The following is a 22,423-nucleotide window of genomic DNA, read 5'->3' as shown; positions in this document are numbered from 1 at the left end:
ACATGAATTTAGTAAAAAATGCCTTAAAAGTATCAGTACTTTCTGTCTCGCTTATTATGAGTCATGCGGTGTTGGCGGATAAAGCCAAAGGACTAGAAATTGCTCAAGAGCGCAAAGCCCGTGATGAAGGGTGGGGGGATTCTGTTGCTACGATGCAAATGATTCTGCGAAACGCGCAAGGAGAAAGCAGCACACGTTTAATGCGCTTACAATCACTCGAAGTTGATGGTGATGGTGACAAAGGGCTCACGATATTTGATGAACCGAGAGATGTAAAAGGCACGGCGTTTCTTAACCATTCTCATACGGTGGGTGCCGATGACCAATGGCTTTACCTTCCTGCACTGAAACGTGTGAAACGTATTTCCTCGCGTAACAAATCAGGTCCTTTTATGGGCAGTGAATTCGCGTATGAGGATCTCAGTTCCTTTGAGATTGAAAAATACCGTTTCAACTACCTAAAAGATGACAGCATAAACGGGCAAGATGTTTTCGTCGTAGAGCAAATTCCGACCGATAAGAACTCAGGTTATACCAAGCAAACGGTATGGTTAGATAAAGCGCATTATCGTCCACTTAAAGTTGAGTTTTACGACCGCAAAGGTTCTTTGTTAAAAACGCTTTCTTTTTCCGATTACAAGCAATATCTCAACCAATATTGGCGAGCGCACACTATGGCGATGACAAACCATCAAACAGGAAAAAGTACTGAGCTAACGACTAGCGAAATGCGTTTTAACACTGGATTACAAGACAATGACTTTCATAAGAATGTGTTGAAGCGAGTGAGGTAGTGGAGGAAAAATGAAGCGATTAAATGCTGGGTTGTTGCTTAGTGCAGCAGCCTTTTTTTACTCGATGCCTCTGACTGCCGTCGAGCTCGCAGGACAAGTCAATATTGAGCATCGTCAGTTTTTTAAAACGGGCTCTCAGGGTCAGAGCAAAGCGCAAACGTCATTGGTTTTGCAGCCAGAATTTTACTGGGAGATGCAAAATGGTGATGCAAACTTTACTTTCACACCTTTCTATCGTCTGGATGGTCTAGACGATGAGCGAAGTCATAGTGACATACGAGAGGCACTTTATCTGACTTATTGGGATGATTATGAGCTTCGAGTTGGGATTAGTAAGGTCTTTTGGGGAGTGACTGAATCAGCCCATTTAGTTGATGTAGTAAACCAAACAGATGCCATTGAAGCCGTCGATGGTGAAGATAAACTCGGTCAGCCGATGTTACATTTTACCTCTTTCAAAGACTGGGGCACCGTCCACGCAATGTTGTTACCTTACTTTAGGGAACGAACGTTTGCGGGTACAGATGGCCGCTTGCGAACCGACCCCGTTGTCTCTGATGATGCTATCTATGAATCAAGCAGAGAAGAGAAGCACGTAGATGTGGCTTTTCGATATTCGAAAATGCTTGGCGATTGGGACGTAGGCCTGAGCTATTTATATGGGACAAACCGGGATCCTTACTTTCGTTTTGAGTACGGAGAATTAAAGCCTTACTACGCTCTGATGAGTCATGTCGGTCTGGATGTGCAAGGAATCGTTGGCGATTGGTTATGGAAACTGGAAAGTATTTATCGAGATAGTGCTGATAATCATGTCGGTCTTGTGACGGGCTTTGAGTATACCTTCGTCGGTGCATTTGACACGGTTTGGGACGTGGGGGTTATTGGTGAGTACCTCTATGACAGTCGTGGGAACAACGCACAAACTATCGGTCAAAATGATGTGTTTGCAGGTATTCGTTGGGCGCTCAATGATGAGGACGGAACGGAAGTATTGACGGGAATTACGAAGGATTTAGATAACGATGATGTTTACAATGCTAAGTTAGAAGCATCGAGCCGAATATCGAATCACGTTAAGTGGCAAATTGATGCTTGGTTGTTTAAAAATGAAACACCAAATGATTTGCTCTACTTCGCTAGAGATGACGATTTTATCGAGCTATCTATTCAATACTATTTCTAAAACAAAAGGGCGCAACTAAACGGCAGATTAACTAAAGATGACATTTTTGACGTTTTTGTGCTCTTTTTATTCAATAACCTCTTCTTTTCGTAATTCAATTTGGCATTGGTGCCCGGTTTGGCTACTATGTACAGCTATCAAAAAACCAATCACTCCCTTATGGACACTACCTACAGGTAGATGAGGAAACGATGCAACATCTAGAAGAGATCATTGCTAGCGCGAGCACTGCAATTGAAGCTGCCGAATCGCTAGTCGCACTTGATGAAGTGCGTGTTCAGTATCTGGGTAAAAAAGGTGAGCTAACTGCTCAACTTCAAAGCCTAGGCAAACTACCACCAGAAGAACGCCGTGAAGCTGGTCAAGAGATCAACAAAGCGAAAGGCGTCGTTCAGCAAGCTATCGCAGCTCGTAAAGATGCACTACAACGTGCTGAGCTTGAAGCGAAACTAGCAGCAGAAACAATCGACGTCACACTACCAGGTCGTCGTATTGAAAACGGTGGTTTACACCCAGTAACTCGTACTGTAGAGCGTATTGAGAAGTTCTTTGGCGAACTTGGTTTTAACACCGAGGCTGGCCCAGAGATCGAAGATGCATTCCACAACTTCGATGCGCTAAACATCGCAGCTGATCACCCAGCGCGTACTGACCACGATACTTTCTTCTTCAACCCAGACTTGATGCTTCGTACTCATACGTCAGGCGTACAGATCCGTACGATGGAAAATGGTAAACCACCATTCCGTTTTATTGCACCAGGCCGTGTATACCGTAACGACTACGACCAAACGCACACGCCAATGTTCCACCAAGTGGAAGGCATGCTGGTTGATGAGAACGTAAACTTTGCTCAGCTGAAAGGCATCCTGCACGATTTCCTATGTAACTTCTTCGAAGAAGAAGTAGAAGTACGTTTCCGTCCATCTTACTTCCCATTCACTGAGCCTTCAGCTGAAGTAGACGTGAAAGGCAAAAACGGTAAATGGTTAGAAGTACTAGGCTGCGGTATGGTTCACCCGAACGTGCTACGTAGCGTAGGTATCGATCCTGAAAAATACTCTGGTTTCGCATTCGGTATGGGTGTTGAGCGTCTAACAATGCTTCGTTACGGCGTGAACGACCTACGTGCGTTCTTCGAGAACGATCTTCGTTTCCTAAAACAGTTCAAGTAATCCAGAGGGTTCATCAACATGAAATTCAGCGAATCATGGCTTCGTGAGTGGGTAAACCCTGCGGTTACTACTGACGAGCTAACTCACCAAATTACAATGGCCGGTCTAGAGGTAGACGACGTTCTTCCTGTTGCTGGTTCTTTTACTGGCGTTAAAGTCGGTCACGTTGTTGAATGTGGTCAACACCCAGATGCAGACAAACTGCGCGTAACTAAAGTTGACGTGGGTGAAGAAGAGCTTCTAGACATTGTTTGTGGCGCACCTAACTGTCGCCAAGGTCTGAAAGTAGCAGTAGCAACAGTTGGTGCTGTTCTTCCAGGCGATTTCAAAATCAAAAAAGCGAAACTACGCGGCCAGCCTTCTCACGGCATGCTTTGTTCATTTACCGAACTAGGTATCGATGTTGAGTCAGACGGCATCATGGAACTAGCAGAAGACGCAGTAATCGGTACTGATTTCCGTGAATTCCTAGGTCTAGACGACGTAACAGTAGACGTAGACCTAACAGCAAACCGCGCAGACTGTTTCAGCATTCGTGGTCTAGCTCGTGAAGTTGGCGTACTAAACCGTGCTGACGTGACTGAGCCATCAGTAGAAGCAGTTGCCCCTTCAATCGACGATAAAGTGTCTATCGAAGTGAAAGCGCCAGCTGCGTGTCCTCGTTACCTAGGCCGTGTTATTAAGAACGTAAACGTTCAAGCAGAAACGCCACTATGGATGCAAGAGAAACTGCGTCGTTGTGGTATTCGCTCTATCGACCCTGTAGTAGACATCACTAACTACGTTCTTCTAGAGCAAGGCCAACCAATGCACGCATTCGATCTAGCGAAGATCGAAGGTGGCATCGTAGTTCGTATGGCTGAACAAGGTGAGAAGCTAACACTTCTTGACGGCAGCGAAGCAGAGCTAAACGCAGATACACTAGTTGTTGCTGATCACAACAAAGCACTTGCAATCGCAGGTATCTTTGGTGGTGAAGAGTCTGGTGTAACAACTGAGACTAAAGACGTTCTACTAGAGTGTGCATTCTTTGCACCTGACCACATCCGTGGCCGCGCACGTAGCTACGGTCTTCACACTGATTCTTCAATGCGTTTCGAGCGTGGTGTGGATTACGCACTACAAGTGAGCGCAATGGAGCGTGCAACTCAGCTTCTCGTTGAGATCTGTGGCGGTAAAGTAGCACCTGTTGTTGCAGTAGAGTCTGAAGCAGACCTACCTAAGCCGAACAAAGTTGCTCTACGTCGTACTAAGCTAGACAACCTGCTAGGTCACCACATCGCTGATAGCGACGTAGTAGAAATCCTAGAGCGTCTAGGTTTGACGGTTGAAGCTTCAGAAGAAGGTTGGATGGCAGTAGCGCCAACATGGCGTTTCGATATCGCTATCGAGCAAGACTTGATTGAAGAAGTTGGCCGTATCTATGGTTACGACAACATTCCTAATCAACACCCAGCAGCAGCACTTAAGATGCACAACCACGTTGAAGCGGATCTTCCACTGAAACGCGTTCGTGATCTTCTTGTTGACCGTGGCTACCACGAAGCAATTACATACAGCTTCGTTGAGCCTGAGCAACAAAAGCTAGTTGTACCTGGTGTTGAGCCTCTAGTGCTTCCAAACCCAATTTCTGCAGACATGTCAGCAATGCGTCTTGGTCTTATCCAAGGTCTGCTGAACACGGTTGTTCACAACCAGAAGCGTCAACAGCCACGCGTTCGTCTATTCGAATATGGCCTACGTTTCATCCCATGTGAATCTGCAGAAAACGGCATGCGTCAAGAGCCTATGCTTGCAGGTGTTATTGCTGGTACTCGTGGTGAAGAGCACTGGGATATCGAAACCGACACTGTTGATTTCTTCGACCTTAAGGGCGATCTAGAAGCGATTCTAGAGCTATCTGCGAACGAAAAAGCGTACTCTTTCGCTGCACTGTCACCTGAAAGCAAAAAAGCTAACCCAGCACTTCACCCAGGTCAATCTGCGGCAATCATCGTAGATGGCAAAGAAGTGGGCGTGATCGGTACCGTTCACCCTGAGCTTGAGCGTAAGTTCGGTCTAAATGGTCGTACTATCGTATTCGAAATCGAATGGTCTGCAATTAACAGCAAAGTGATCCCAGAAGCGGTAGCACTTTCTAAATTCCCTTCAAACCGTCGTGATATCGCGGTAGTAGTGGATGAAGCTGTTGCATCTGGTGACATTGTTAACGCTTGTCTAGAGCAAGGTGGCGAGTTCCTTAAAGATGCGAAACTGTTCGACGTTTACGTAGGTAAAGGCGTTGAAGATGGTAAGAAGAGCCTAGCAATCGCTCTGACTCTACAGTCACTTGAGCGTACGCTTGAAGATGCAGATATCGCTGGTGCGGTTGACGCTATCGTTGCTCACGTTTCTGAGAAGTTTGGTGCGTCTCTGCGTGACTAATCTCGCGTAACGTATCTTCTTAAGAAATGAAAACCCTGCCAGTTTGGCAGGGTTTTTTATTTTTAGGATTACCTTATCGTTGTTCAAGTTCCTTACTGCTCGCACCATCCCTCATTACTTTAAAATACTAGACCAAACTAGGGATGGCCCTTACCCGAGATTAGGAACGTATTGTTTTTCAGCTAATACACGCTAACGATAGCTTGTTGGCGGTTAGGCAGCGAGTGAGAGGGTATAGCTAAGCAGAAGAGGTAGCGTAAGAATGCTGAAAAAGTTGCCAAATAGTACCATTGACGCCACTTTCATGGGTTCTATATTCAGCCTTTCCGCAAATAGGTAATTCATGACGGCTGGCGGCAGCATTGTGAAGAGCACCATCATTTGCAATTGCATCGTTGGAAGGGGAATTAACCAATAAATAAGTGCAAAAGCGACAGCACCAGTTGCCAGTGACTGCACGGTACACAACACACCAATCTTTAAACCGTCCAACCTTAAATGACACATTTGTGCCCCCAGAGATAAAAGCATCACGGGTACGGCCGCTTGCCCAAGTAGAGCCGTGGCTTCGTATAAAGGCGCCCATGCACCCACATTTGACACGTTGAGAAACAGAGCCAACGACGCTGCTAAAAAGATTGGCATCTTGACTATTTGCTTAAAAGGGTTGCCATGACTAAGCAGCATTACGCCTAAGCTGATATGCAAGCATGCTGACACGACAAATAAAAGCACTGCTGACGAAAGCGCAATTTCTCCAAACGTATAGGTAAACAAAGGAATAGCTAGATTTCCGCTATTGCGAAACATATGTGGTGGCGCCCAGGTTTTAAACGAGAGTGACGTCCATCGACATACCGGGATCATGAGTAGTGCGGGAATTAAAACCGCGACAATTGCCGCCAAAAGAAGCGGCCCCTGATTTGAATCGAGCGGCATGCTAACGAGTGACGAAAATACCAGTGCTGGCGTAAATACCTCAATATTAATGCGGTTTATTGGGCGAAAGTCAGGCTTGATGTAACGACCGACCAAATAGCCAACTCCGACAAGAGCAAAAACAGGGAAAAGAATATTTATGATTTGATTAATCATGGTCGCCTAGAAGCAGTGTAAGAAGCTAATGAGGAAATACACGAACTTCCACATTATCAATCTTTATATATGGCGTCATCGTTAAACAGCGAGAAGCGTGGGTTTAATCAAGCTTTCTAAGCACAGTTGCAAAGTACAGGTGGTCATACCTTTTAATCTAATTGTTACGTATCGAGTTACATACAAATCACTGAATTTACGACAAGTTCTATGTCAAGTGTCTGTTAAATAACCAATATCTGATATTTTTATTAAATAGTGTTTAATGTTGATATTTAAGCTACTTTTAGTTTTATAATCTGGATGTTTTTCCTGATAAAGATGAAACAAAAACAAAAATATCAAATTTCTGGCGTTTAACAATAATTTACGTAGTGCTATTCCTTTTGTTCGCCAAGAAAAAAGTTGGCGAAAATCATAAGCTTGTCATACACTTCCTGATGTAACCCCGATATGTTGTTGAATTGGTAGGGTAAAACTGCTCTGGCGCTACACTAACGTAGCATTGTTTAACATAGCTTTGAGGAAAGTTTTATGGCGCTCACAAAAGCCGAACTGGCAGAAAACCTGTTTGATAAATTAGGATTTAGTAAGCGGGACGCCAAGGAAACGGTGGAAGTGTTCTTTGAAGAGATTCGTAAGGCACTGGAAAGTGGCGAACAGGTAAAACTGTCAGGTTTTGGTAACTTTGATCTTCGTGACAAGAATGAACGACCTGGTCGTAACCCGAAAACTGGTGAAGATATTCCAATTACTGCTCGACGTGTAGTGACTTTTCGCCCGGGTCAGAAGTTAAAAGCTCGTGTAGAAAACCTGAAGAAAGTACAGTAAGCCGAATAAATGGATCACGCTAAGGCGTGGTCTTTTTTTTGCGTAAAATTCGTGAGCATACAAATGAAAACCACCGCAATGCGGTGGTTTTTCTGTTTATGAGAGACGCCTAATGATATCGGTTACGCCGCTTCTAGATGCGTTGTTAAGTATGGTTGCCATGCTTGTTGGTACAAGTTCTTAGACTGTGTACGCATGTTGCGAATAGAGGCAAGCTCTATTTCGCTTAGCTCACGTTTTTCCAACATCGCTTGACGTTCTAGTTTCTGGATTTTTTCGTATAGGTCGTGTTCGGGACCGCTTTTTACATCTGCGATTGCTTTCAAGTGCAGTTGAACTTCGGCTACTAGGTTTGTTTTTGGTAAACGAACGAGCAAGTTCAAGTCTCTATATCCTGAAGGGCCAGGTTTTTTGAATCGATTTTTTACTTTCACAATCGTTGTTTCACGCTCTAACGTTTCATAAATGGAGACTAAGCTCGCGACGTCTTCAGCTACAATCGTTGCACGTGCTAGGTCAGTAATACGTTCAACTTTCCCATCTAACTCTAAAGCTATCTTTTCTTCTGCTCGTTGTTTGGATTTCACGCCTGCGAAGTATGGCTGAGCGTCATTAAGAAGTGCGGTACTCTTACAGATAGTTTCAAGTTCAAATTGTGCTTGGTGAGCTTTGCTGTAAAGAATGTCGAAGTCAGAATATGGCTGAGTTGGTGTGGTGTCGATTGACTGAATGCCATATAAACCGCTAAGGCTGTGTTTAAAAAGTTTCGAACAAACTTCGTTTTGGCTGGTTGAACGATTTTGTTCGCCACTAGGCGCAGGGGTAATTGGAAGTGCGGCAAATGCCGGTGCACGGCTAAGTACCAAAAGCATCAATGCTGTAGTACGAAGAAATAAGCTCATTCACTCTCCTTAACTTGCTTGTACTTAGAAAATAGGGAACATAAAGGTCGCTAAGTTCGGCAAATCAGGTACTAACTTATAAATGGGGCCATTACGAAAGATTCCAAGGTTTCAGTTTTATCTTGAAGTAGAATCGTGCGTTAGATCACCATTTCTCTTTTCTTTATTCTGATTATCAGATAAAGGCGCGTCTCCTATGAGACCGATTACATCCTATCACCGCAGTATTAACCAAAGATGAACGGCATAGACAAATTGAAAAAAAACGTTAGTCTTACCTCTCAAAATGAAAACAGCCGACAAGTAGAAAGTAAAATGAGAGACCAAGAATTTTGGCATAACAAATGGGCCAGCAATCAGATCGGATTTCACTTGGAAGATGTAAACCCGCTATTACCAGTATATTGGAAACACACTAATCCAAAGCGTGAAGATAAAGTGTTAGTTCCTTTATGTGGAAAGTCAGAAGACTTGATTTGGCTAGCGATGAAGCATGATTCGGTTGAAGGCGTTGAGCTAAGCCATATTGCTGTGCGTGCCTTTTTTGCTGAACATTTTTACACGCCAACGGTAACGCCTCTTAATGGCATGCACGAGCTTTATCAATTTGATGAGCTCTCTATTTATACTGGGGACTTTTTCACTGCACCAGTATCTCAAGCCGATATCATTTATGATCGCGCCGCGTTGGTTGCTTTACCGCAAGATATGCGAGAGGAGTATGTAGAGCGTCTCAAGCAACTTTTGAACCCAGGCGGTCGTATTTTGCTTGTTACACTCAACTATCCTCAAGAAGAGATGGCGGGGCCTCCATTTAGCGTGCCGGTCGAAGAGATTGAGCAGTTATTTTCAGGTTACAAAGTTACTTGTTTGAACGTAGATGAAGCTGACGAGAATCATCCTAAAATTGCGAAAAAAGGCTTAAGTCGCTTCTCTGAAGAAGTGTACTTAATCGAGAGTGAATAGGCTCTCTTCGGTTTGGAACACGAAATAGCACAGCAATTTGAGCTGCGCTATTTTTGTATGAGTGGTTCGTATTTAATAAATGATATTCACTTTTGAAGCACTTTCAACAGCATCTTGAACGGCTTCTTCGGTGGTTTTTCGTCGCGTAAGGACAACACCTAAACGGCGGCGACCATCGATTTCTGGCTTACCGAATAGACGAACTTGTGTTTGAGGTTGAGCTAAAGCTTTGCTTAGGTTTTCAAAGCGAATGTTTGTGGAAGTCCCTTGTCCAAGAATAACAGCAGACGCAGATGGGCCATATTGCACAATATTATTAATTGGCATTCCGGTAAACGCGCGCACGTGGAGAGCAAACTCAGACATTTCCTGCGAAATCATTGTAACCATACCCGTATCGTGAGGGCGAGGAGAGACCTCATTGAAAATGACTTTATCGCCTTTGACAAACAGCTCTACACCAAAGATGCCGTAGCCACCGAGCGCGTTTACCACTTTCTCAGCCGTGTATTCAGCTGCTTTTACTGCGTTTTCTGACATAGCTTGCGGTTGCCATGATTCGCGGTAGTCGCCATCTTCCTGACGATGACCAATTGGAGCACAGAAATGCACACCGTCAACGGCTCTGATGGTCAATAAAGTGATTTCGTAATCGAAGTCGATAAAACCTTCCACGATAACGCGACCTGCACCCGTACGTCCGCCTTCCTGAGCGTAATCCCATGCTTTTGTAACGTCGTCTTCGGTCTTGATAACACTTTGCCCTTTACCTGAAGAGCTCATCACAGGCTTCACCACGCACGGAATACTCACATGCTCAACCGCGGCTTTGAAGTCTTCAAAGTTATCTGCAAAACGATAAGGTGAAGTCGTCAATTCCAGTTCTTCTGCTGCCAAACGTCGGATACCTTCACGATTCATTGTTAGCCTGGTTGCCTTAGCGGTTGGAACAACATTCAGTCCTTTTTCTTCAAGCTCTACCAGTTTGCCGGTTGCGATGGCTTCAATTTCTGGTACGACGTAAGTAGGTTGTTCCTTCGCAATAACTTCTTCTAAGGCGTTCCCATCTAACATGTCGATAACATAACTACGGTGAGCGACTTGCATCGCTGGAGCATTGGCATAGCGATCACAAGCAATCACTTCTAAACCAAGTCTCTGGCATTCAATGGCGACTTCTTTACCGAGTTCGCCAGAGCCTAAAAGTAATACACGGGTAGCATTTGCGCTAGTTGCAGTGCCAAACATAGTGTTCCCTTACAAAATAGAGTGGTGAGACAGAAATTGCAGGAGATCATACTGAAGTTTCATGACAAAGCAAACGTTTGCTTTTGGTTTTTAGGCAATAAAAAAGCTCTACATGTTGTAGAGCTTTTTGTTGAATTTGTCGTTTATACGTTGACAAAACTAAGCGGAATATCTGGATTCAACGCTTCTAACGTTGATTGCGTATCGGCTAAGTGGCTGATCTTACCTTCAGAGTTTTCTACCAATGCAGCGGCTTTGATGCTGTCAAAGGTTTCACCCGCAAGTAAAACTTGGATTAGCGCAACTTGTAGCGGTGGCAAGCTAGGATTAAACGCTGCATTTTCTGCATAAGCGCCTTGGAATACACGGCCGCTAGTCATCTCTAATGCTAAACCACTCAAGTTGTTGGTGTATGGAGAGTGGCTCATGTTCATCGCTTCAACTGCACTTTGGATGAGTGCGTCTTCATCATCACATGAGAATTGGTGTTTAACTTCTGCCATTAAGCCGGACTCGATACCGAGATCGTTTGGTCCAAAGGCTTCAGGCAGGTATTCATGAAGTGACTTTTCTTCGCGTTCTGGGAGCTGGATTTTAAGCTCGTTTGCGGTAGATAACTCATTCATGAACTGGCGGCAGTGACCACATGGGCTGAAGTTGATAGTGATATCCTTAACACCACGTTCGCCTTTCATCCAAGCATGGCTAATCGCAGACTGCTCTGCGTGAACCGTTTGACCCAACTGTACGCCAAAGAATTCCATGTTGGCACCGAAGTAAAGGCGACCTGAAAGACCACGAACGATAGCGCCGACATAAAAGTCAGAAAGGGGAGCATAGGAGTACGCTGCGGCAAAAGGAAGTAGCGCAACACGAAGCTCTTTGTCTGATAGACCGGTAGCTGAAAGCAACTGCTCAAATTGTTGAACTGAAAGCGTAGCATCAAAATCATCAGCTTGGATGATAGGAGCAAGTTGTTTGGAAAGTGCTTCTGGAGCGCCTGCTAGCGCCTGTTCAATGCGACTTTTCATGTTGAATCCTTGTTATTGCATGGACAGTTATTCTATGTGAAAGATAGAAATGTTCCGTGCGTTAGATCACGATAAATAATGCAATTGATAATTCTGTTACATAATTAGAGTGAGCTCACACATGTATTCGATTGCACAGGTATGAAGCGTTATCTCCGTCTCACAATTAACCATATCAGTATATATTCATATGACCAAGGAGCAGGAGTATGTTACTAACGCGACTTTTACCGCTATGCTACTTTATACCCACGTAATCTAGAGCGAGTGGTAGCACCTAGAATGCTAATGCTATGAATGTATATCTCGATCAAGTCCCTTCACGGTATTACTGGGTGAGGTTGCTAGATAAGATAGGATTTTGAAAGGGATAAGTAAGAAATGGAAAGGCTACGGCCTGCCGGAAGGAGGGCAGACCGAGAGCGCTTAACTATTGATATAGCCAGACCGCCAAAGCAAAAAAACTTGGAGCCAAAATAGAAGTTATGATCCCACATAAAACCAATGCGAGTGATGAGAACGCGGCATCTATGGGCTGTTTCTCTGCACAAGTAGCGGTGCCTAAGGCATGAGAGACTGTACCCATTGTCAGACCACGTGCAATCGGGTGTTTAATTCCAATCAAATTGTAAATTGGGTATGCCAAAATTGCGCCCAATAAACCGACAATCAGAACCAAGATCGCTGCAACGGCGGCTTCACCACCAAGGTGACTCGATATTTCCATCGCTATTGGTGTCGTGACGGATTTACCCACTAGACTCGCGATTAAACTGATATCCGCTTTGAAAGCGACTGCGATCAAGGTGGTTGTCATCATCGACATCACACTGCCTACTGTGCAAGCGAAAGTGATGATTCGCCAGTTTGCTTTAATTTGTGGTAGTTGTTCATATAGTGGATAAGCCAGAGCAACTACAGCAGGTTGAAGCAAAAAGCTAATTCCTTCGTTATCCGCATAATACTTTTCAAATGGCACATTTAAGTAAGTAAGCAAAGGAATGAGCACTGCGATACTGATCAGCAAAGGGTTTGCTAGAGGATTGTTCACTTTGATTGCGATTTGGCGAGCGATAAGAAAAACCGCAATGGTAACAACTAACCACATATCAGTGTTTCTCCTGTAGCAAGTAATCCAGCAGCCAAGCGAGGCTGACCAATACAATGAGTGAACCGCCAACCGCGCTAGCGATGATAGGGAGCGCATTGGCGAGTAGTAGATCGAAATGCTGCATTAATCCGACGCTGATAGGAACGAACAATAAGATCATATAGCGTATAAATAGCGTGGCGCCCGGTTTGACCCAGTCGACTTTTACAAGCCCAAGAGTCATGGAGAAAAACAGTACGAGCATACCGATGACACTTCCTGGAACGGAAACGCCAGTGAACTTTTGAATGGTAATTCCGATGCCAAGTGCTCCCATGATGAGGAAGATTGAAATGAGCAGTTGGATCAGTTGTAAGAATCGTTCTTTAATCATTTTGACAGTATATAAACAACAAGCACACCATAAGGTGCGCTTGTATTAGGAGGAGTTAGGAAGCTAAGCTCTCTACATAACGGTACACGGATTTTAATATCGCAATCTTCTTTTCGTCACTTTCATGTTCGTGAACTAAGTTTTCTAAATTCAGCATGTACTCTTCAATTTGGCTTTCAAACACTTCTCGACAGTGTAGTGCCCAGCGTCTTTGTTCTTGCTCGTCTAATGTGCCTGGGAAGTTACGCGCACGATAGCGGAACAATAGAGGTTTAATGCGCTTGTCATCAAATTCAATGTCTAATGCAGCAAGATTATTCGGATCGGTTTCGCGAATGATATCCATAGCTGCGCGATCGGCTGGAGAAAAGAACCCGTCGTAAAGTTGTGTATCGACGTCATCACTTTTATCGAATTTGCGCTCGACTGAAAAGAGGCTAATCAGCTTTTCTCTAATTTCAGGATGTTGGCGCAACAAAGCGAGATTGGCGAGACATTGTTGGCGATCAATGCCAATAGACTCTGCATTTTCAGCCGTTAACGTTTTTGCAGGGGCGAGAATAGGGCATTTGTTCAAATGAACTAGTTTAACTGGCACTGGTAGCAATTCACCAAGATCTTCGCGCTTCGTGTAGAGTCTTTCGTGCAGCTCTTCTGCGGATAGCTCAAGAATAGGTTGAGGGTCTTTCGCTAAATCGATGGTGATAACGGCGTTATTATTGGTTGGATGCCAAGCAACAGGCACAATCCAGCTAGTGTACTGGCATTCGCGCCCTAGCATGCCTGAAACGTGCATCAACGGTGTCATGTTGACGATGTCGACTAAATCATTGAGCTTGCGCTTTTGGCGCATAGAAAAAAAGTAATCAAACAATTTTGGTTGCGCTGCTTTTACTTTCTTTGCCATTTCGATAGTCGCAACCACATCTGCCATGGCATCGTGCGCGTTACTATGTTCTATGCCGTTAGCCACAGACAAGTGTTCTAATTTAAAGCTAGTGAAGCCATCTTCGTTTTCTGGCCATTCTACGCCTTCTGGGCGAAGGGCATGGCACGCGCGTAGTACATCGAGTAAATCCCAACGTGAGTTACCGTTTTGCCAACTCCATGCGTATGGATCGATAAAGTTGCGATAACAAGTATAACGGGTCACTTCGTCATCAAAGCGAATGCTGTTGTAGCCTAAACTGGTAGTATTGGGTTTCGCGAGTTCAGCGTGAATCTTAGCGATAAACTCTGGCTCAGAAAGGCCTTCTTGAACCGTTTTTTGCGGAGTAATACCAGTAATAAGTGCAGCTTCAGGAGACGGAAGATAATCAGCAGGTGGCTGGCAGTACATGACTAAAGGCTCGCCGATGATATTAAAGTTTTCATCTGTACGAACACCAGCGAACTGGCTTGGGCGATCTTTCGCGGGGTTGGTTCCCCATGTCTCATAATCAAAGAAGAAAAAAGTGGGCTGATTATCTTGGTGCATTCTGCTTACCGTTTACAAAACCGATGACAGTATTAGACCATTCAACGCCTTGACTAGCAACGAAAGATGCAAGTTGAATTTTTGAAAATGAAAAAAGCCGATGGCGAACCATCGGCTTGATATTTTACGTTATATCGCTTTGGAAGGAATTTGAGTTCTATGCTCGTGTTTCTTCCAATGTTGCTTCACTTTCTGGTGACTTCAGCACTCGGCTAGCAATTGTACCCGCAGTCATTGAACCTGAAACGTTTAGTGCGGTACGTGCCATGTCAATCAATGGTTCAATAGAGATGAGCAGTGCCGCGATGGTCACAGGTAAGCCCATTGCAGGAAGAACAATCAAGGCTGCAAACGTCGCACCGCCGCCGACACCTGCAATACCAAATGAACTGATGGTGATAATCGCAATCAATGACAGGATAAAGTGTAGATCAAGTGGGTTGATGCCCATTGTCGGAGCTACCATCACTGCTAGCATTGCAGGATAGATACCCGCACAGCCGTTTTGGCCGATAGTGGCACCAAACGATGCTGATAGGTTTGCAATCGCTGGTGGTACGTTAAGCTTCGTGATTTGCGCTTCTACGTTTAGTGGAATTGTTGCTGCTGAGCTACGAGATGTAAACGCGAAGGTCAGTACAGGCCAGATTTTCTTAAAGTATTCCGCAGGGCTAACGCCGACAAAAGAGACTAATACGCCGTGAACAACAAACATCAGTGCGATAGCAACATAAGACGCCACAATAAAGCCAAGTAGGTTTAGGATGTCGCCTGCGCTTGATGTCGCTACCACTTTTGCCATCAGTGCTGCGATGCCGTATGGCGTTAGGGCCATGATCATCTTCACTAGTCGCATAACGATAGATTGAGCAGCTTCTACGAAAGTACGAATCGGTGATTCCAACTCTGCTTTTTCCATCATCACTTTACGAGCGGCGATACCAGTTAACACGCCGAAAATCACAACAGCGATAATTGATGTCGAGCGAGCACCTGTTAGATCAGCAAATGGGTTGGTTGGAATGAAGCTAACTAGCATTTGAGGAATAGTTAAGTCACTTACTGTACCGGCACGGCTTTCTAAAACGGCGATACGAGCGGTTTCACGCGCACCTTCAGTTAACCCTTCTGCTGACAGGCCAAATGTCGTTGTCACCAAAATACCGATAAGTGCAGCAATTGCAGTCGTTACTAGAAGAACAGAGATGGTCAGGCCAGAAATTTTACCTAAAGATCCACCTTTCTCCAACTTAACAACTGCAGAGATCATCGATACCAATACTAGTGGCATGATGACCATTTTCAGTAGACCAACGTAGCCACTGCCTACAATGCCTACCCATTCAAGTGTTTGAGCAATTGCGCTGTTGCCTTCACCGTGAATGAGTTGCAAAGCAAGACCAAAAAGAGAACCGGTAACAAGACCGATCAAAACGAGACGTGAAAGAGTGTGTTTCTTTTGTTGCTGATTAAATAGAAAGAACAATATTCCAACAAAGACGGCTAGAGAGGCTATCACTGCAAAATTCATAATTTGACCTTATCAACCAGCCGAAGTGGCGGTTGTTTTTTATACGGGGTTTTATACGGATTTATTTATGGAGCGTAAGATAACGCTCGTGATATAACTTTAAAAATGACAAACGGGTATTAGCTAGATCTAAAATGAATATAAAAACGAGATCTAAGTCGCGTGAGAGTGTGAATTAGCACGTTAATTGTACAAAATGGTTATTCGTAGTGATGCAGTAATTCACGCATTTCTTTCCTTTGTAAGTAAACCACCGACTCTTCTTGATAACTGAAAAGTTGATAAATCATCGCTTTGGCGACATCTTCTGCTCGAATAGGTAAAAAGTTGGACAGTTTGCCTAGCATAAGTGGGCGAATTACCTTAAACAGAGTTTGTACTAACTTCTCGTCCATTCTTGGGTTTTGACGTTGACCAACAAGCGGGCCTGGGCGAACAAATACGATTTCCTCAAAATCCATAGCTTCGATTCGTTGTTCCATTTGTCCTTTACAAGCTAAGTAATGGGATGGCGATTTACTATTTGCACCGAGGCTAGAAACAACCGCAAGGCGTTTGACTCCGATTGTTTTCATTTGTTGGGCGACTTTGCACACCAGATCAACATCTACTCTACGCAAATTATCCTTACTGCCTGCTTGCTTAAGGGTCGTGCCTAAACAGATAAAGCCGATGGTTGGTGTTGGTTGGTTCTCATCCCATTGGTGGATAGAAAGGTCTGCATCAATGAGAGGAATAAGCTTGTTGTCCACATCTAGGACGCCATCGAGTGGGCGGCGAGAAAGATAATATAATGTTCCAACACCTGACTGATTTATGAGGTTTGCAATGACTTTTGAGCCTACTAAGCCAGTTGCACCGGCGATGATTGCGCAGGTGTTGTTATCCATATCTTTTCTCCTATATGGGAACATAGTCTAAGCTATTGTAGCGGATTTCAACGAGTTACTTATAATCTCGTGCAAGAAAGGTGAGACGCTCTGCGAACTCGGCAGACTATCCTGAGATAAACTTGATTAGCGCTGCCCCAATTGGATGCAAGTGTATACAATAGTGGGCGCGCAAAAACTGTCGCTGAACAAGACCTCTTGAACAACAGAACACCTCTCACCCAGACAACATCAAAGGAACGTAAAAAATGGATGACTCTTTTGCTGCGGAGATACAAGCACGCATAGATAACAAAACCAAACCCGTCGGTTCTTTAGGCTTATTGGAAAAGGTGGCACTGCAGTTAGCTCTTATTCAAAGTCAGAATAAACCTCAGCCAGTTGATTCCATCGCTATCTGCAAACCAAGCATGCTGGTATTTGCTGGAGATCACGGCGTTGCAGAGGAGGGTGTGAGCATTGCGCCAAGCGAAGTCACTCAGCAAATGGTGGCTAACTTTCTCGCTGGCGGCGCAGCCATCAACTGTTTTTGCGACATCAATGGCATTCAACTCAAAGTAATAGATTGCGGCATGTTGGCTCCTATTGATGTGCTTGTTCCAGAATTTAAATCCCATCCCAACTTGGTTGAACAACGGTTGGGTAACGGTACGGCTAATTTTTCTAAACAATCCGCGATGTCCCCAGAACAAGTGGCGCTAGGTTTAGAATATGGTGCGAAGATTGCTGAGCAAACCATTTTGCATGGTTCAAACCTCTTGATGTTCGGTGAGATGGGCATCGGTAATACCAGTTCGGCCTCAGCACTGTTATCGGCGCTGAGCTCATTAGATATTGATTATTGTGTTGGCGTTGGCACTGGAATCAATCAACAGCAGTTGAGCCGCAAATATAAATTGGTAGCACAGGGGGTAAACCGATGTCGAGGTCTTGATACCAAAGCGATTCTCGCACAGGTTGGGGGCTTTGAAATCGTACAAATGGTGGGCGCTTTTTTAGAAGCCAAGCGGCTTAAAACTCCAGTTTTAGTGGATGGGTTTATCGTATCGGTAGCGGCTTATATTGCGACGTTGTTAGACGAAGAAACGCGTGAATACATGTTGTTTGCCCATCGCTCTGAAGAAAATGGACATAAATTTGTATTGGAACATCTAAAAGCAGAACCTCTGCTCGACCTTGGTTTACGGCTAGGGGAGGGAACAGGAGCCGCTCTTGCCTTGCCTCTGTTAAAAGCTGCTGCTCAGTTTTACAACAAAATGGCGAGCTTTGAGAGTGCAGGAGTTACAGTTTAGTGTCAGTCCCTGATAGTTCTGAGAAAGTCATGCCGTCATCGTTAAGATACCAGTGGGAGTTATTTCTATTAGCTACCAGTTTTTTTAGCCGCTTACCCGTGCCCCAAGCGTTGCCTTACAGTGAAGAACGCATGAATCAGGCAGGCCGTTACTTCGCGTTAGTTGGTCTCGTGCTTGGAGCACTTTGCGCTTTGGTATTCTCGCTCACCTCAATTTTTTTCCCAGAGTCGGTTGCCATAGTATTAACGATGGTGTTTAACTTATTGTTAACTGGGGCTTTTCACGAAGACGGCTTGACCGATATGGCGGATGGCATTGGCGGTGGCATGACCGTAGAGCGACGCCTCTCTATTATGAAAGACAGTCGTATTGGCACTTATGGTGCCGCCACTCTCATTATGGCGTTATTGGCTAAGTATGTTTTTTGGAGTGAACTGGCTAACTTGCCGCACTTTTGGTTGGTCATTGTCGTCGCTTACACCGCAAGCCGAGCACTAGCAGCGACGCTTATTTATGACATGCCTTATGTCAGTGACAGTGATACGTCGAAAAGTAAACCGCTAGCAAGTCGCCAGTCTTCTCTAGAAGTCTCCATTTTGTTGTTTACTGGTGGCGTAACATTGCTTGTGCTTGGTATCGCGGATGCGATCTTGATATCGCTTGTTCTCGTGGTATTTCGTTTGATGTTCAAACGTTGGTTAACCAAGAGAATTGGCGGCTTTACGGGGGATTGCCTTGGCGCAGCGCAACAGTTGTCGGAACTGCTTATTTATCTCACTATGATTGGGTTGTATCACTCCTCATGAAGCAATTGATACTCGGTGGCGCGCGCTCTGGGAAGTCGCATTTGGCAGAAAAAACAGCTAAGCAATTATCGGTCGCTTCTCATCGATCATTACACTATGTTGCAACCGCGCTGCCATTTGACCAAGAAATGCGAGAGCGAATAGCGCATCATCAAAAGCAACGCGGGGGCGAGTGGCAAGAGCATGAATGCCCCCTTCATTTATCTGAGTTACTGACAAATTTCGCTATCACCGATGTTGTATTGATCGACTGTTTAACCTTGTGGCTCAACAATTGGATATTTGAGTTAGGTGATGAATGTTCCAATGAGAAGCTAGAAGCAGAAATTGAAAAGCTTATACAGGTGGTACGTGGCTCAGATGCGACGTTAATATTCGTCTCTAACGAGGTTGGAATGGGCATTGTACCTTTGGGGGCGGTTAGTCGTTATTTTGTGGATAATGCAGGACGGATGAATCAAAAACTAGCCAGTGTTTGCCATCGCGTTACCTTTGTTGCTGCTGGTTTGCCGTTGGTTCTTAAAGAGTAGGATGGAACAAAATGAAAACACTCAATATCTATCTTGTGCGTCATGGAAAAGTAGACGCTCCACCAGGACTCCATGGCCAAACAGATGTAAAAGTTACGCCTGCTGATCAAGAAAGTATTGCTCGGGCTTGGGCTGAGAGTGGACGAGGTGTGGGTGGAATAATTTCTTCTCCACTTTCACGCTGTCAAGAACTGGCAAACATCATTGCTGAACAGCAATTATTACCAGTAATGACGGATGAATCTTTACAAGAGATGGCATTTGGTGATTTTGATGGTATGCCTTTTGATCTGCTCACTGAGCAGTGGAAAAAGCTAGATGCTTTTTGGCAATCGCCAGCACAACATACGTTGCCGAATGCTGAGAGCTTAAGCACATTTTCTGAGCGCATATGTCGCGTTTGGTCTCAAATCATCAACGATATCAATGACAATCTCCTTATCGTCACGCATGGTGGCGTCATTCGTATGATTCTTGCTCATGTATTGGAGTTAGATTGGCGTAATCCAAGGTGGTATTCGACGTTGTCGATAGGAAACGCTTCTGTCACGCATATAACAATTACCATAGATGAGCAAATTTACGCCTCGGTGCGTTCGATTGGCGTACCTCTTTTAACTCGTTAACTTATAAATATTAAAATGCCCAGAACGATATTGCTTACGGGCATAGTCACGGAAGATGTCAGTGGAAGCCCATCTGCTAGGTGCAGGAAGCGAAAATTGACTCAGTTACATAAAAAGGAAATATAGAAATGACAACGCCGAGTTGGGATTTGTCCATCGTTTATAACGACCTTTCTGACCCACGAATTCAAGACGATATTGCTCTGGTGGAACAATGTATTGATCTTTTGAATAAACAATCAGTAGATTGTGGCAACGTAGAGATCATGCAAAATGCGATTTTGACCAATGAAGCTGCGAGTCGTTTAGCGGGTACAGTTGCAAATTTTGCGAGTTGTTATGCTTCTGTTGATGCAACAAACGCCAAAGCGAAATCGTTACTTGGTAAAATGACCCGCATCTTTTCGGAGCTTTCCCAAGCATTCAGTCCCTTTGATTTGACATTAACTCATGCTGACGAAGAGTTTATCTTGCGCGTGTTAGACCATGAGAATCCTGATATCAGTGGGCAAGCTTTTTCTATCTTGAATTCTAGAAAGTTGGCGGATACTCGTCTTAGCAACGCAGAAGAACAGTTACTGGCTGCGATGAGTGTGGATGGCAAATCGGCTTGGGGTAACCTATACGATAACCTGACTGGCTCATTGAAAGTGAAGCTTGAGTACACAGATGGTAATAGTGAAGAGCTTGGATTTTCTCAAGCGGCAAGCATTCTTTATGGTTCTGAATTCGAGCGTCAAGAAGCCGCGTGGCGTGGCGTACAAGATGCAATGCAAACGCACCAAGAATCATTCGCTGCGATTTTGAATGCGTTAGCAGGATGGCGCTTAACTGAAAACAAAAAGCGTTCTACGAAGCGTGAAGTTCACTTCCTAGAGCCGAGTTTGCATGGTAGCCGAATCCAAGCTGAAACTTTAAATGCGATGATGACAGTAGCCAAAGACAGTCGAGCTATTGGTCAGAAAGCAGGTTTATTGATGGCGCAAGTACATGGTCTGGATGAGATGAAACCTTGGAATCATCTGGCGGCTATGCCTGCTTTGAGCGGTGAAGCGAAGGTTTACGACTTTGATGAAGCGATTGATGTTATTTGTGAAGCATTTGAAACAGTAAACCCTGAGATGTCGGAGTTTGTCCGTTTGATGGTACAAAATGGTTGGATTGATGCCGCGCCAAATGCTAACAAGCGTCTTGGCGCATACTGCACCAAACTGCCAGCAACGCGAACACCACTTGTGTTTATGACTTGGAGTGGCAGCCGTTCAGACCTTATGACTCTGGCACATGAACTTGGCCATGCGTTCCATAACTGGGTTATTCGTGATTTGCCACTTTGCCAAACTTACTACCCAATGACGTTAGCAGAAACCGCCTCTATCTTTGCAGAAAACATCGTTCGTGATCATTTGATTTCGAAAGCGGAGAGCGTTGATGAAAAGCTCGAAATGTTGTGGGAAGAGTTGTCATCTGCGCTAGCTTTAATGATCAACATTCCGGTTCGCTACGAGTTTGAAAAATCGTTCTATGAACGCCGCCAGGATGGAGAGTTAACCGCAGATGAGTTCTGTGAGTTGATGTCAGAAACTTGGAAAGAATGGTATGGCGACGTAATGAGCGAACCGGATCCGTACTTCTGGGCAAGCAAGCTGCACTTTTCTATTGATAGCGTGAGCTTTTATAACTACCCATACCTATTTGGTTTCTTGTTTAGCAAGGGTATCTATGCACAGCGAGAAACCAAAGGCGAAGCGTTTTACACCGATTACATCAATTTGCTGCGCGATACAGGCTGCATGATGGCGGAAGATGTCGTCGAAAAGCACCTGTCGATGGATTTAACCCAGCCAACGTTTTGGCAGCAGAGTGTTGAGCTAGTGCGTGAAAAAGTCGATGAGTTTGAGCGTTTGCTCGCACAGCGCGGCTAAGTTTTTCGCAGTGTTGATGCATAATCTGCTTTATAGCTACAAAAATTTGATCAAATCATAATGATCTTAATCAGGGCTGTGGTAAAGTTCACAGCCCTAACACTTTGTAATTGTTTGAAAATTAAACGCCTCAATGCTTGATTTGAGTGCCTGGCGCGAAAAGGCATCGGATTTTCGAGGGAAATAGTGATTTCTACTCATAAGTGAGAT

At 44.6% G+C, this 22,423-nt stretch carries 20 protein-coding genes; 11 read left to right on the top strand and 9 right to left on the bottom strand.

Features of this window, described 5'->3' with window-relative positions; translation table 11 throughout:
* The first annotated feature begins 2 nt into the window (after window positions 1-2).
* The 4 genes from UQW94_RS16320 to pheT all read left to right on the top strand — a co-directional run bounded on the left by UQW94_RS16320 (window position 3) and on the right by pheT (window position 5,579).
* Window positions 3-794 (top strand): outer membrane lipoprotein-sorting protein, encoded by a 792-nt coding sequence (locus UQW94_RS16320; RefSeq protein ID WP_169628419.1) that lies wholly within the window; start codon window positions 3-5, stop codon window positions 792-794.
* Window positions 795-804: 10 nt separating this feature from the next.
* Complete coding sequence (locus tag UQW94_RS16315; RefSeq protein WP_416153101.1) at window positions 805-1,980, top strand: hypothetical protein; 1,176 nt, start codon at window positions 805-807, stop codon at window positions 1,978-1,980.
* Window positions 1,981-2,171: 191 nt separating this feature from the next.
* Window positions 2,172-3,155 carry a phenylalanine--tRNA ligase subunit alpha gene (gene pheS, locus UQW94_RS16310; RefSeq protein WP_005385470.1) on the top strand — a complete coding sequence of 328 codons (984 nt, stop codon included), beginning with the start codon at window positions 2,172-2,174 and terminating at the stop codon, window positions 3,153-3,155.
* Between the two features lie 18 nt (window positions 3,156-3,173).
* Window positions 3,174-5,579, top strand: a complete 2,406-nt coding sequence (pheT, locus tag UQW94_RS16305) for a phenylalanine--tRNA ligase subunit beta (protein WP_322142408.1) — start codon at window positions 3,174-3,176, stop codon at window positions 5,577-5,579.
* Between the two features lie 213 nt (window positions 5,580-5,792).
* On the opposite strand, the gene UQW94_RS16300 is transcribed toward pheT, so the two are convergent.
* Window positions 5,793-6,674 carry an AEC family transporter gene (locus UQW94_RS16300; RefSeq protein ID WP_005377901.1) on the bottom strand — a complete coding sequence of 294 codons (882 nt, stop codon included), beginning with the start codon at window positions 6,672-6,674 and terminating at the stop codon, window positions 5,793-5,795.
* A gap of 534 nt (window positions 6,675-7,208) precedes the next feature.
* Here UQW94_RS16300 and ihfA point away from each other — a divergent pair.
* Entirely contained in the window at window positions 7,209-7,505 is a 297-nt protein-coding gene (gene ihfA / locus UQW94_RS16295) for an integration host factor subunit alpha (RefSeq protein WP_005377899.1), read from the top strand.
* Between the two features lie 122 nt (window positions 7,506-7,627).
* On the opposite strand, the gene UQW94_RS16290 is transcribed toward ihfA, so the two are convergent.
* Window positions 7,628-8,407, bottom strand: a complete 780-nt coding sequence (locus UQW94_RS16290) for a phosphoribosylglycinamide formyltransferase (RefSeq protein ID WP_025766820.1) — start codon at window positions 8,405-8,407, stop codon at window positions 7,628-7,630.
* Between the two features lie 315 nt (window positions 8,408-8,722).
* Between UQW94_RS16290 and UQW94_RS16285 the strand changes: the two genes are divergently transcribed.
* Entirely contained in the window at window positions 8,723-9,373 is a 651-nt protein-coding gene (locus tag UQW94_RS16285; RefSeq protein ID WP_021707633.1) for a thiopurine S-methyltransferase, read from the top strand.
* Between the two features lie 72 nt (window positions 9,374-9,445).
* Here the strand turns inward: UQW94_RS16285 and purT are convergent, their stop codons facing one another.
* From purT to UQW94_RS16250, 7 genes are all read right to left on the bottom strand, one after another.
* Window positions 9,446-10,621, bottom strand: a complete 1,176-nt coding sequence (gene purT, locus UQW94_RS16280) for a formate-dependent phosphoribosylglycinamide formyltransferase (RefSeq protein ID WP_322142407.1) — start codon at window positions 10,619-10,621, stop codon at window positions 9,446-9,448.
* 143 nt (window positions 10,622-10,764) lie between these two features.
* Complete coding sequence (gene cdd / locus UQW94_RS16275; RefSeq protein ID WP_005377892.1) at window positions 10,765-11,652, bottom strand: cytidine deaminase; 888 nt, start codon at window positions 11,650-11,652, stop codon at window positions 10,765-10,767.
* 430 nt (window positions 11,653-12,082) lie between these two features.
* On the bottom strand, window positions 12,083-12,760 hold the full coding sequence (locus tag UQW94_RS16270; RefSeq protein WP_171344747.1) for an LrgB family protein: 678 nt from the start codon (window positions 12,758-12,760) through the stop codon (window positions 12,083-12,085).
* Between the two features lies 1 nt (window position 12,761).
* A complete protein-coding gene (locus UQW94_RS16265; RefSeq protein ID WP_005377887.1) occupies window positions 12,762-13,136 on the bottom strand; it encodes a CidA/LrgA family protein in 375 nt (124 codons plus the stop codon).
* Between the two features lie 55 nt (window positions 13,137-13,191).
* Window positions 13,192-14,613, bottom strand: coding sequence for an exodeoxyribonuclease I (gene sbcB / locus UQW94_RS16260; protein WP_085569561.1), 1,422 nt, complete (start codon window positions 14,611-14,613; stop codon window positions 13,192-13,194).
* A 157-nt stretch (window positions 14,614-14,770) separates the two neighbouring features.
* Window positions 14,771-16,144, bottom strand: coding sequence for an L-cystine transporter (locus tag UQW94_RS16255; protein WP_005377885.1), 1,374 nt, complete (start codon window positions 16,142-16,144; stop codon window positions 14,771-14,773).
* A gap of 200 nt (window positions 16,145-16,344) precedes the next feature.
* Entirely contained in the window at window positions 16,345-17,034 is a 690-nt protein-coding gene (locus UQW94_RS16250) for an NAD(P)H-binding protein (RefSeq protein WP_258514450.1), read from the bottom strand.
* Window positions 17,035-17,282: 248 nt separating this feature from the next.
* Between UQW94_RS16250 and cobT the strand changes: the two genes are divergently transcribed.
* The 5 genes from cobT (at window position 17,283) to UQW94_RS16225 (ending at window position 22,213) form a co-directional block, all read left to right on the top strand.
* Window positions 17,283-18,326: a nicotinate-nucleotide--dimethylbenzimidazole phosphoribosyltransferase gene (cobT, locus tag UQW94_RS16245; RefSeq protein ID WP_104979038.1), complete on the top strand. Its 1,044-nt coding sequence runs from the start codon at window positions 17,283-17,285 to the stop codon at window positions 18,324-18,326.
* Between the two features lie 29 nt (window positions 18,327-18,355).
* Window positions 18,356-19,132: an adenosylcobinamide-GDP ribazoletransferase gene (locus UQW94_RS16240; RefSeq protein ID WP_322142590.1), complete on the top strand. Its 777-nt coding sequence runs from the start codon at window positions 18,356-18,358 to the stop codon at window positions 19,130-19,132.
* Window positions 19,129-19,662: a bifunctional adenosylcobinamide kinase/adenosylcobinamide-phosphate guanylyltransferase gene (cobU, locus tag UQW94_RS16235; RefSeq protein WP_065274411.1), complete on the top strand. Its 534-nt coding sequence runs from the start codon at window positions 19,129-19,131 to the stop codon at window positions 19,660-19,662. The genes UQW94_RS16240 and cobU overlap by 4 nt, the downstream gene beginning before the upstream one ends.
* An 11-nt stretch (window positions 19,663-19,673) precedes the next feature.
* Complete coding sequence (gene cobC, locus UQW94_RS16230; RefSeq protein WP_213868412.1) at window positions 19,674-20,288, top strand: alpha-ribazole phosphatase; 615 nt, start codon at window positions 19,674-19,676, stop codon at window positions 20,286-20,288.
* A 128-nt stretch (window positions 20,289-20,416) separates the two neighbouring features.
* Complete coding sequence (locus UQW94_RS16225; protein ID WP_262656924.1) at window positions 20,417-22,213, top strand: M3 family oligoendopeptidase; 1,797 nt, start codon at window positions 20,417-20,419, stop codon at window positions 22,211-22,213.
* Window positions 22,214-22,423: the final 210 nt, after the last annotated feature.

It is taken from the genome of Vibrio sp. PBL-C16, assembly GCF_034321865.1.
Classification (GTDB): Bacteria; Pseudomonadota; Gammaproteobacteria; order Enterobacterales; family Vibrionaceae; genus Vibrio; species Vibrio alginolyticus.
The sequence above is the reverse complement of the archived record's forward strand: the minus strand, read 5'-3'. Positions and strand labels throughout refer to the sequence as shown.

Bases quoted from the DNA above. Each gene is read 5' to 3' on its own strand.
- cdd (WP_005377892.1), bottom strand. From the start codon at position 11,652: ATGAAAAGTCGCATTGAACAGGCGCTAGCAGGCGCTCCAGAAGCACTT.
- UQW94_RS16250 (WP_258514450.1), bottom strand. From the start codon at position 17,034: ATGGATAACAACACCTGCGCAATCATCGCCGGTGCAACTGGCTTAGTA.
- UQW94_RS16255 (WP_005377885.1), bottom strand. From the start codon at position 16,144: ATGAATTTTGCAGTGATAGCCTCTCTAGCCGTCTTTGTTGGAATATTG.
- cobC (WP_213868412.1), top strand. From the start codon at position 19,674: ATGAAAACACTCAATATCTATCTTGTGCGTCATGGAAAAGTAGACGCT.
- UQW94_RS16300 (WP_005377901.1), bottom strand. From the start codon at position 6,674: ATGATTAATCAAATCATAAATATTCTTTTCCCTGTTTTTGCTCTTGTC.
- UQW94_RS16290 (WP_025766820.1), bottom strand. From the start codon at position 8,407: ATGAGCTTATTTCTTCGTACTACAGCATTGATGCTTTTGGTACTTAGC.
- UQW94_RS16240 (WP_322142590.1), top strand. From the start codon at position 18,356: ATGCCGTCATCGTTAAGATACCAGTGGGAGTTATTTCTATTAGCTACC.
- pheT (WP_322142408.1), top strand. From the start codon at position 3,174: ATGAAATTCAGCGAATCATGGCTTCGTGAGTGGGTAAACCCTGCGGTT.
- UQW94_RS16225 (WP_262656924.1), top strand. From the start codon at position 20,417: ATGACAACGCCGAGTTGGGATTTGTCCATCGTTTATAACGACCTTTCT.
- UQW94_RS16270 (WP_171344747.1), bottom strand. From the start codon at position 12,760: ATGTGGTTAGTTGTTACCATTGCGGTTTTTCTTATCGCTCGCCAAATC.
- UQW94_RS16265 (WP_005377887.1), bottom strand. From the start codon at position 13,136: ATGATTAAAGAACGATTCTTACAACTGATCCAACTGCTCATTTCAATC.
- UQW94_RS16315 (WP_416153101.1), top strand. From the start codon at position 805: ATGAAGCGATTAAATGCTGGGTTGTTGCTTAGTGCAGCAGCCTTTTTT.
- purT (WP_322142407.1), bottom strand. From the start codon at position 10,621: ATGTTTGGCACTGCAACTAGCGCAAATGCTACCCGTGTATTACTTTTA.
- UQW94_RS16285 (WP_021707633.1), top strand. From the start codon at position 8,723: ATGAGAGACCAAGAATTTTGGCATAACAAATGGGCCAGCAATCAGATC.
- sbcB (WP_085569561.1), bottom strand. From the start codon at position 14,613: ATGCACCAAGATAATCAGCCCACTTTTTTCTTCTTTGATTATGAGACA.
- pheS (WP_005385470.1), top strand. From the start codon at position 2,172: ATGCAACATCTAGAAGAGATCATTGCTAGCGCGAGCACTGCAATTGAA.
- UQW94_RS16320 (WP_169628419.1), top strand. From the start codon at position 3: ATGAATTTAGTAAAAAATGCCTTAAAAGTATCAGTACTTTCTGTCTCG.
- cobU (WP_065274411.1), top strand. From the start codon at position 19,129: ATGAAGCAATTGATACTCGGTGGCGCGCGCTCTGGGAAGTCGCATTTG.
- cobT (WP_104979038.1), top strand. From the start codon at position 17,283: ATGGATGACTCTTTTGCTGCGGAGATACAAGCACGCATAGATAACAAA.
- ihfA (WP_005377899.1), top strand. From the start codon at position 7,209: ATGGCGCTCACAAAAGCCGAACTGGCAGAAAACCTGTTTGATAAATTA.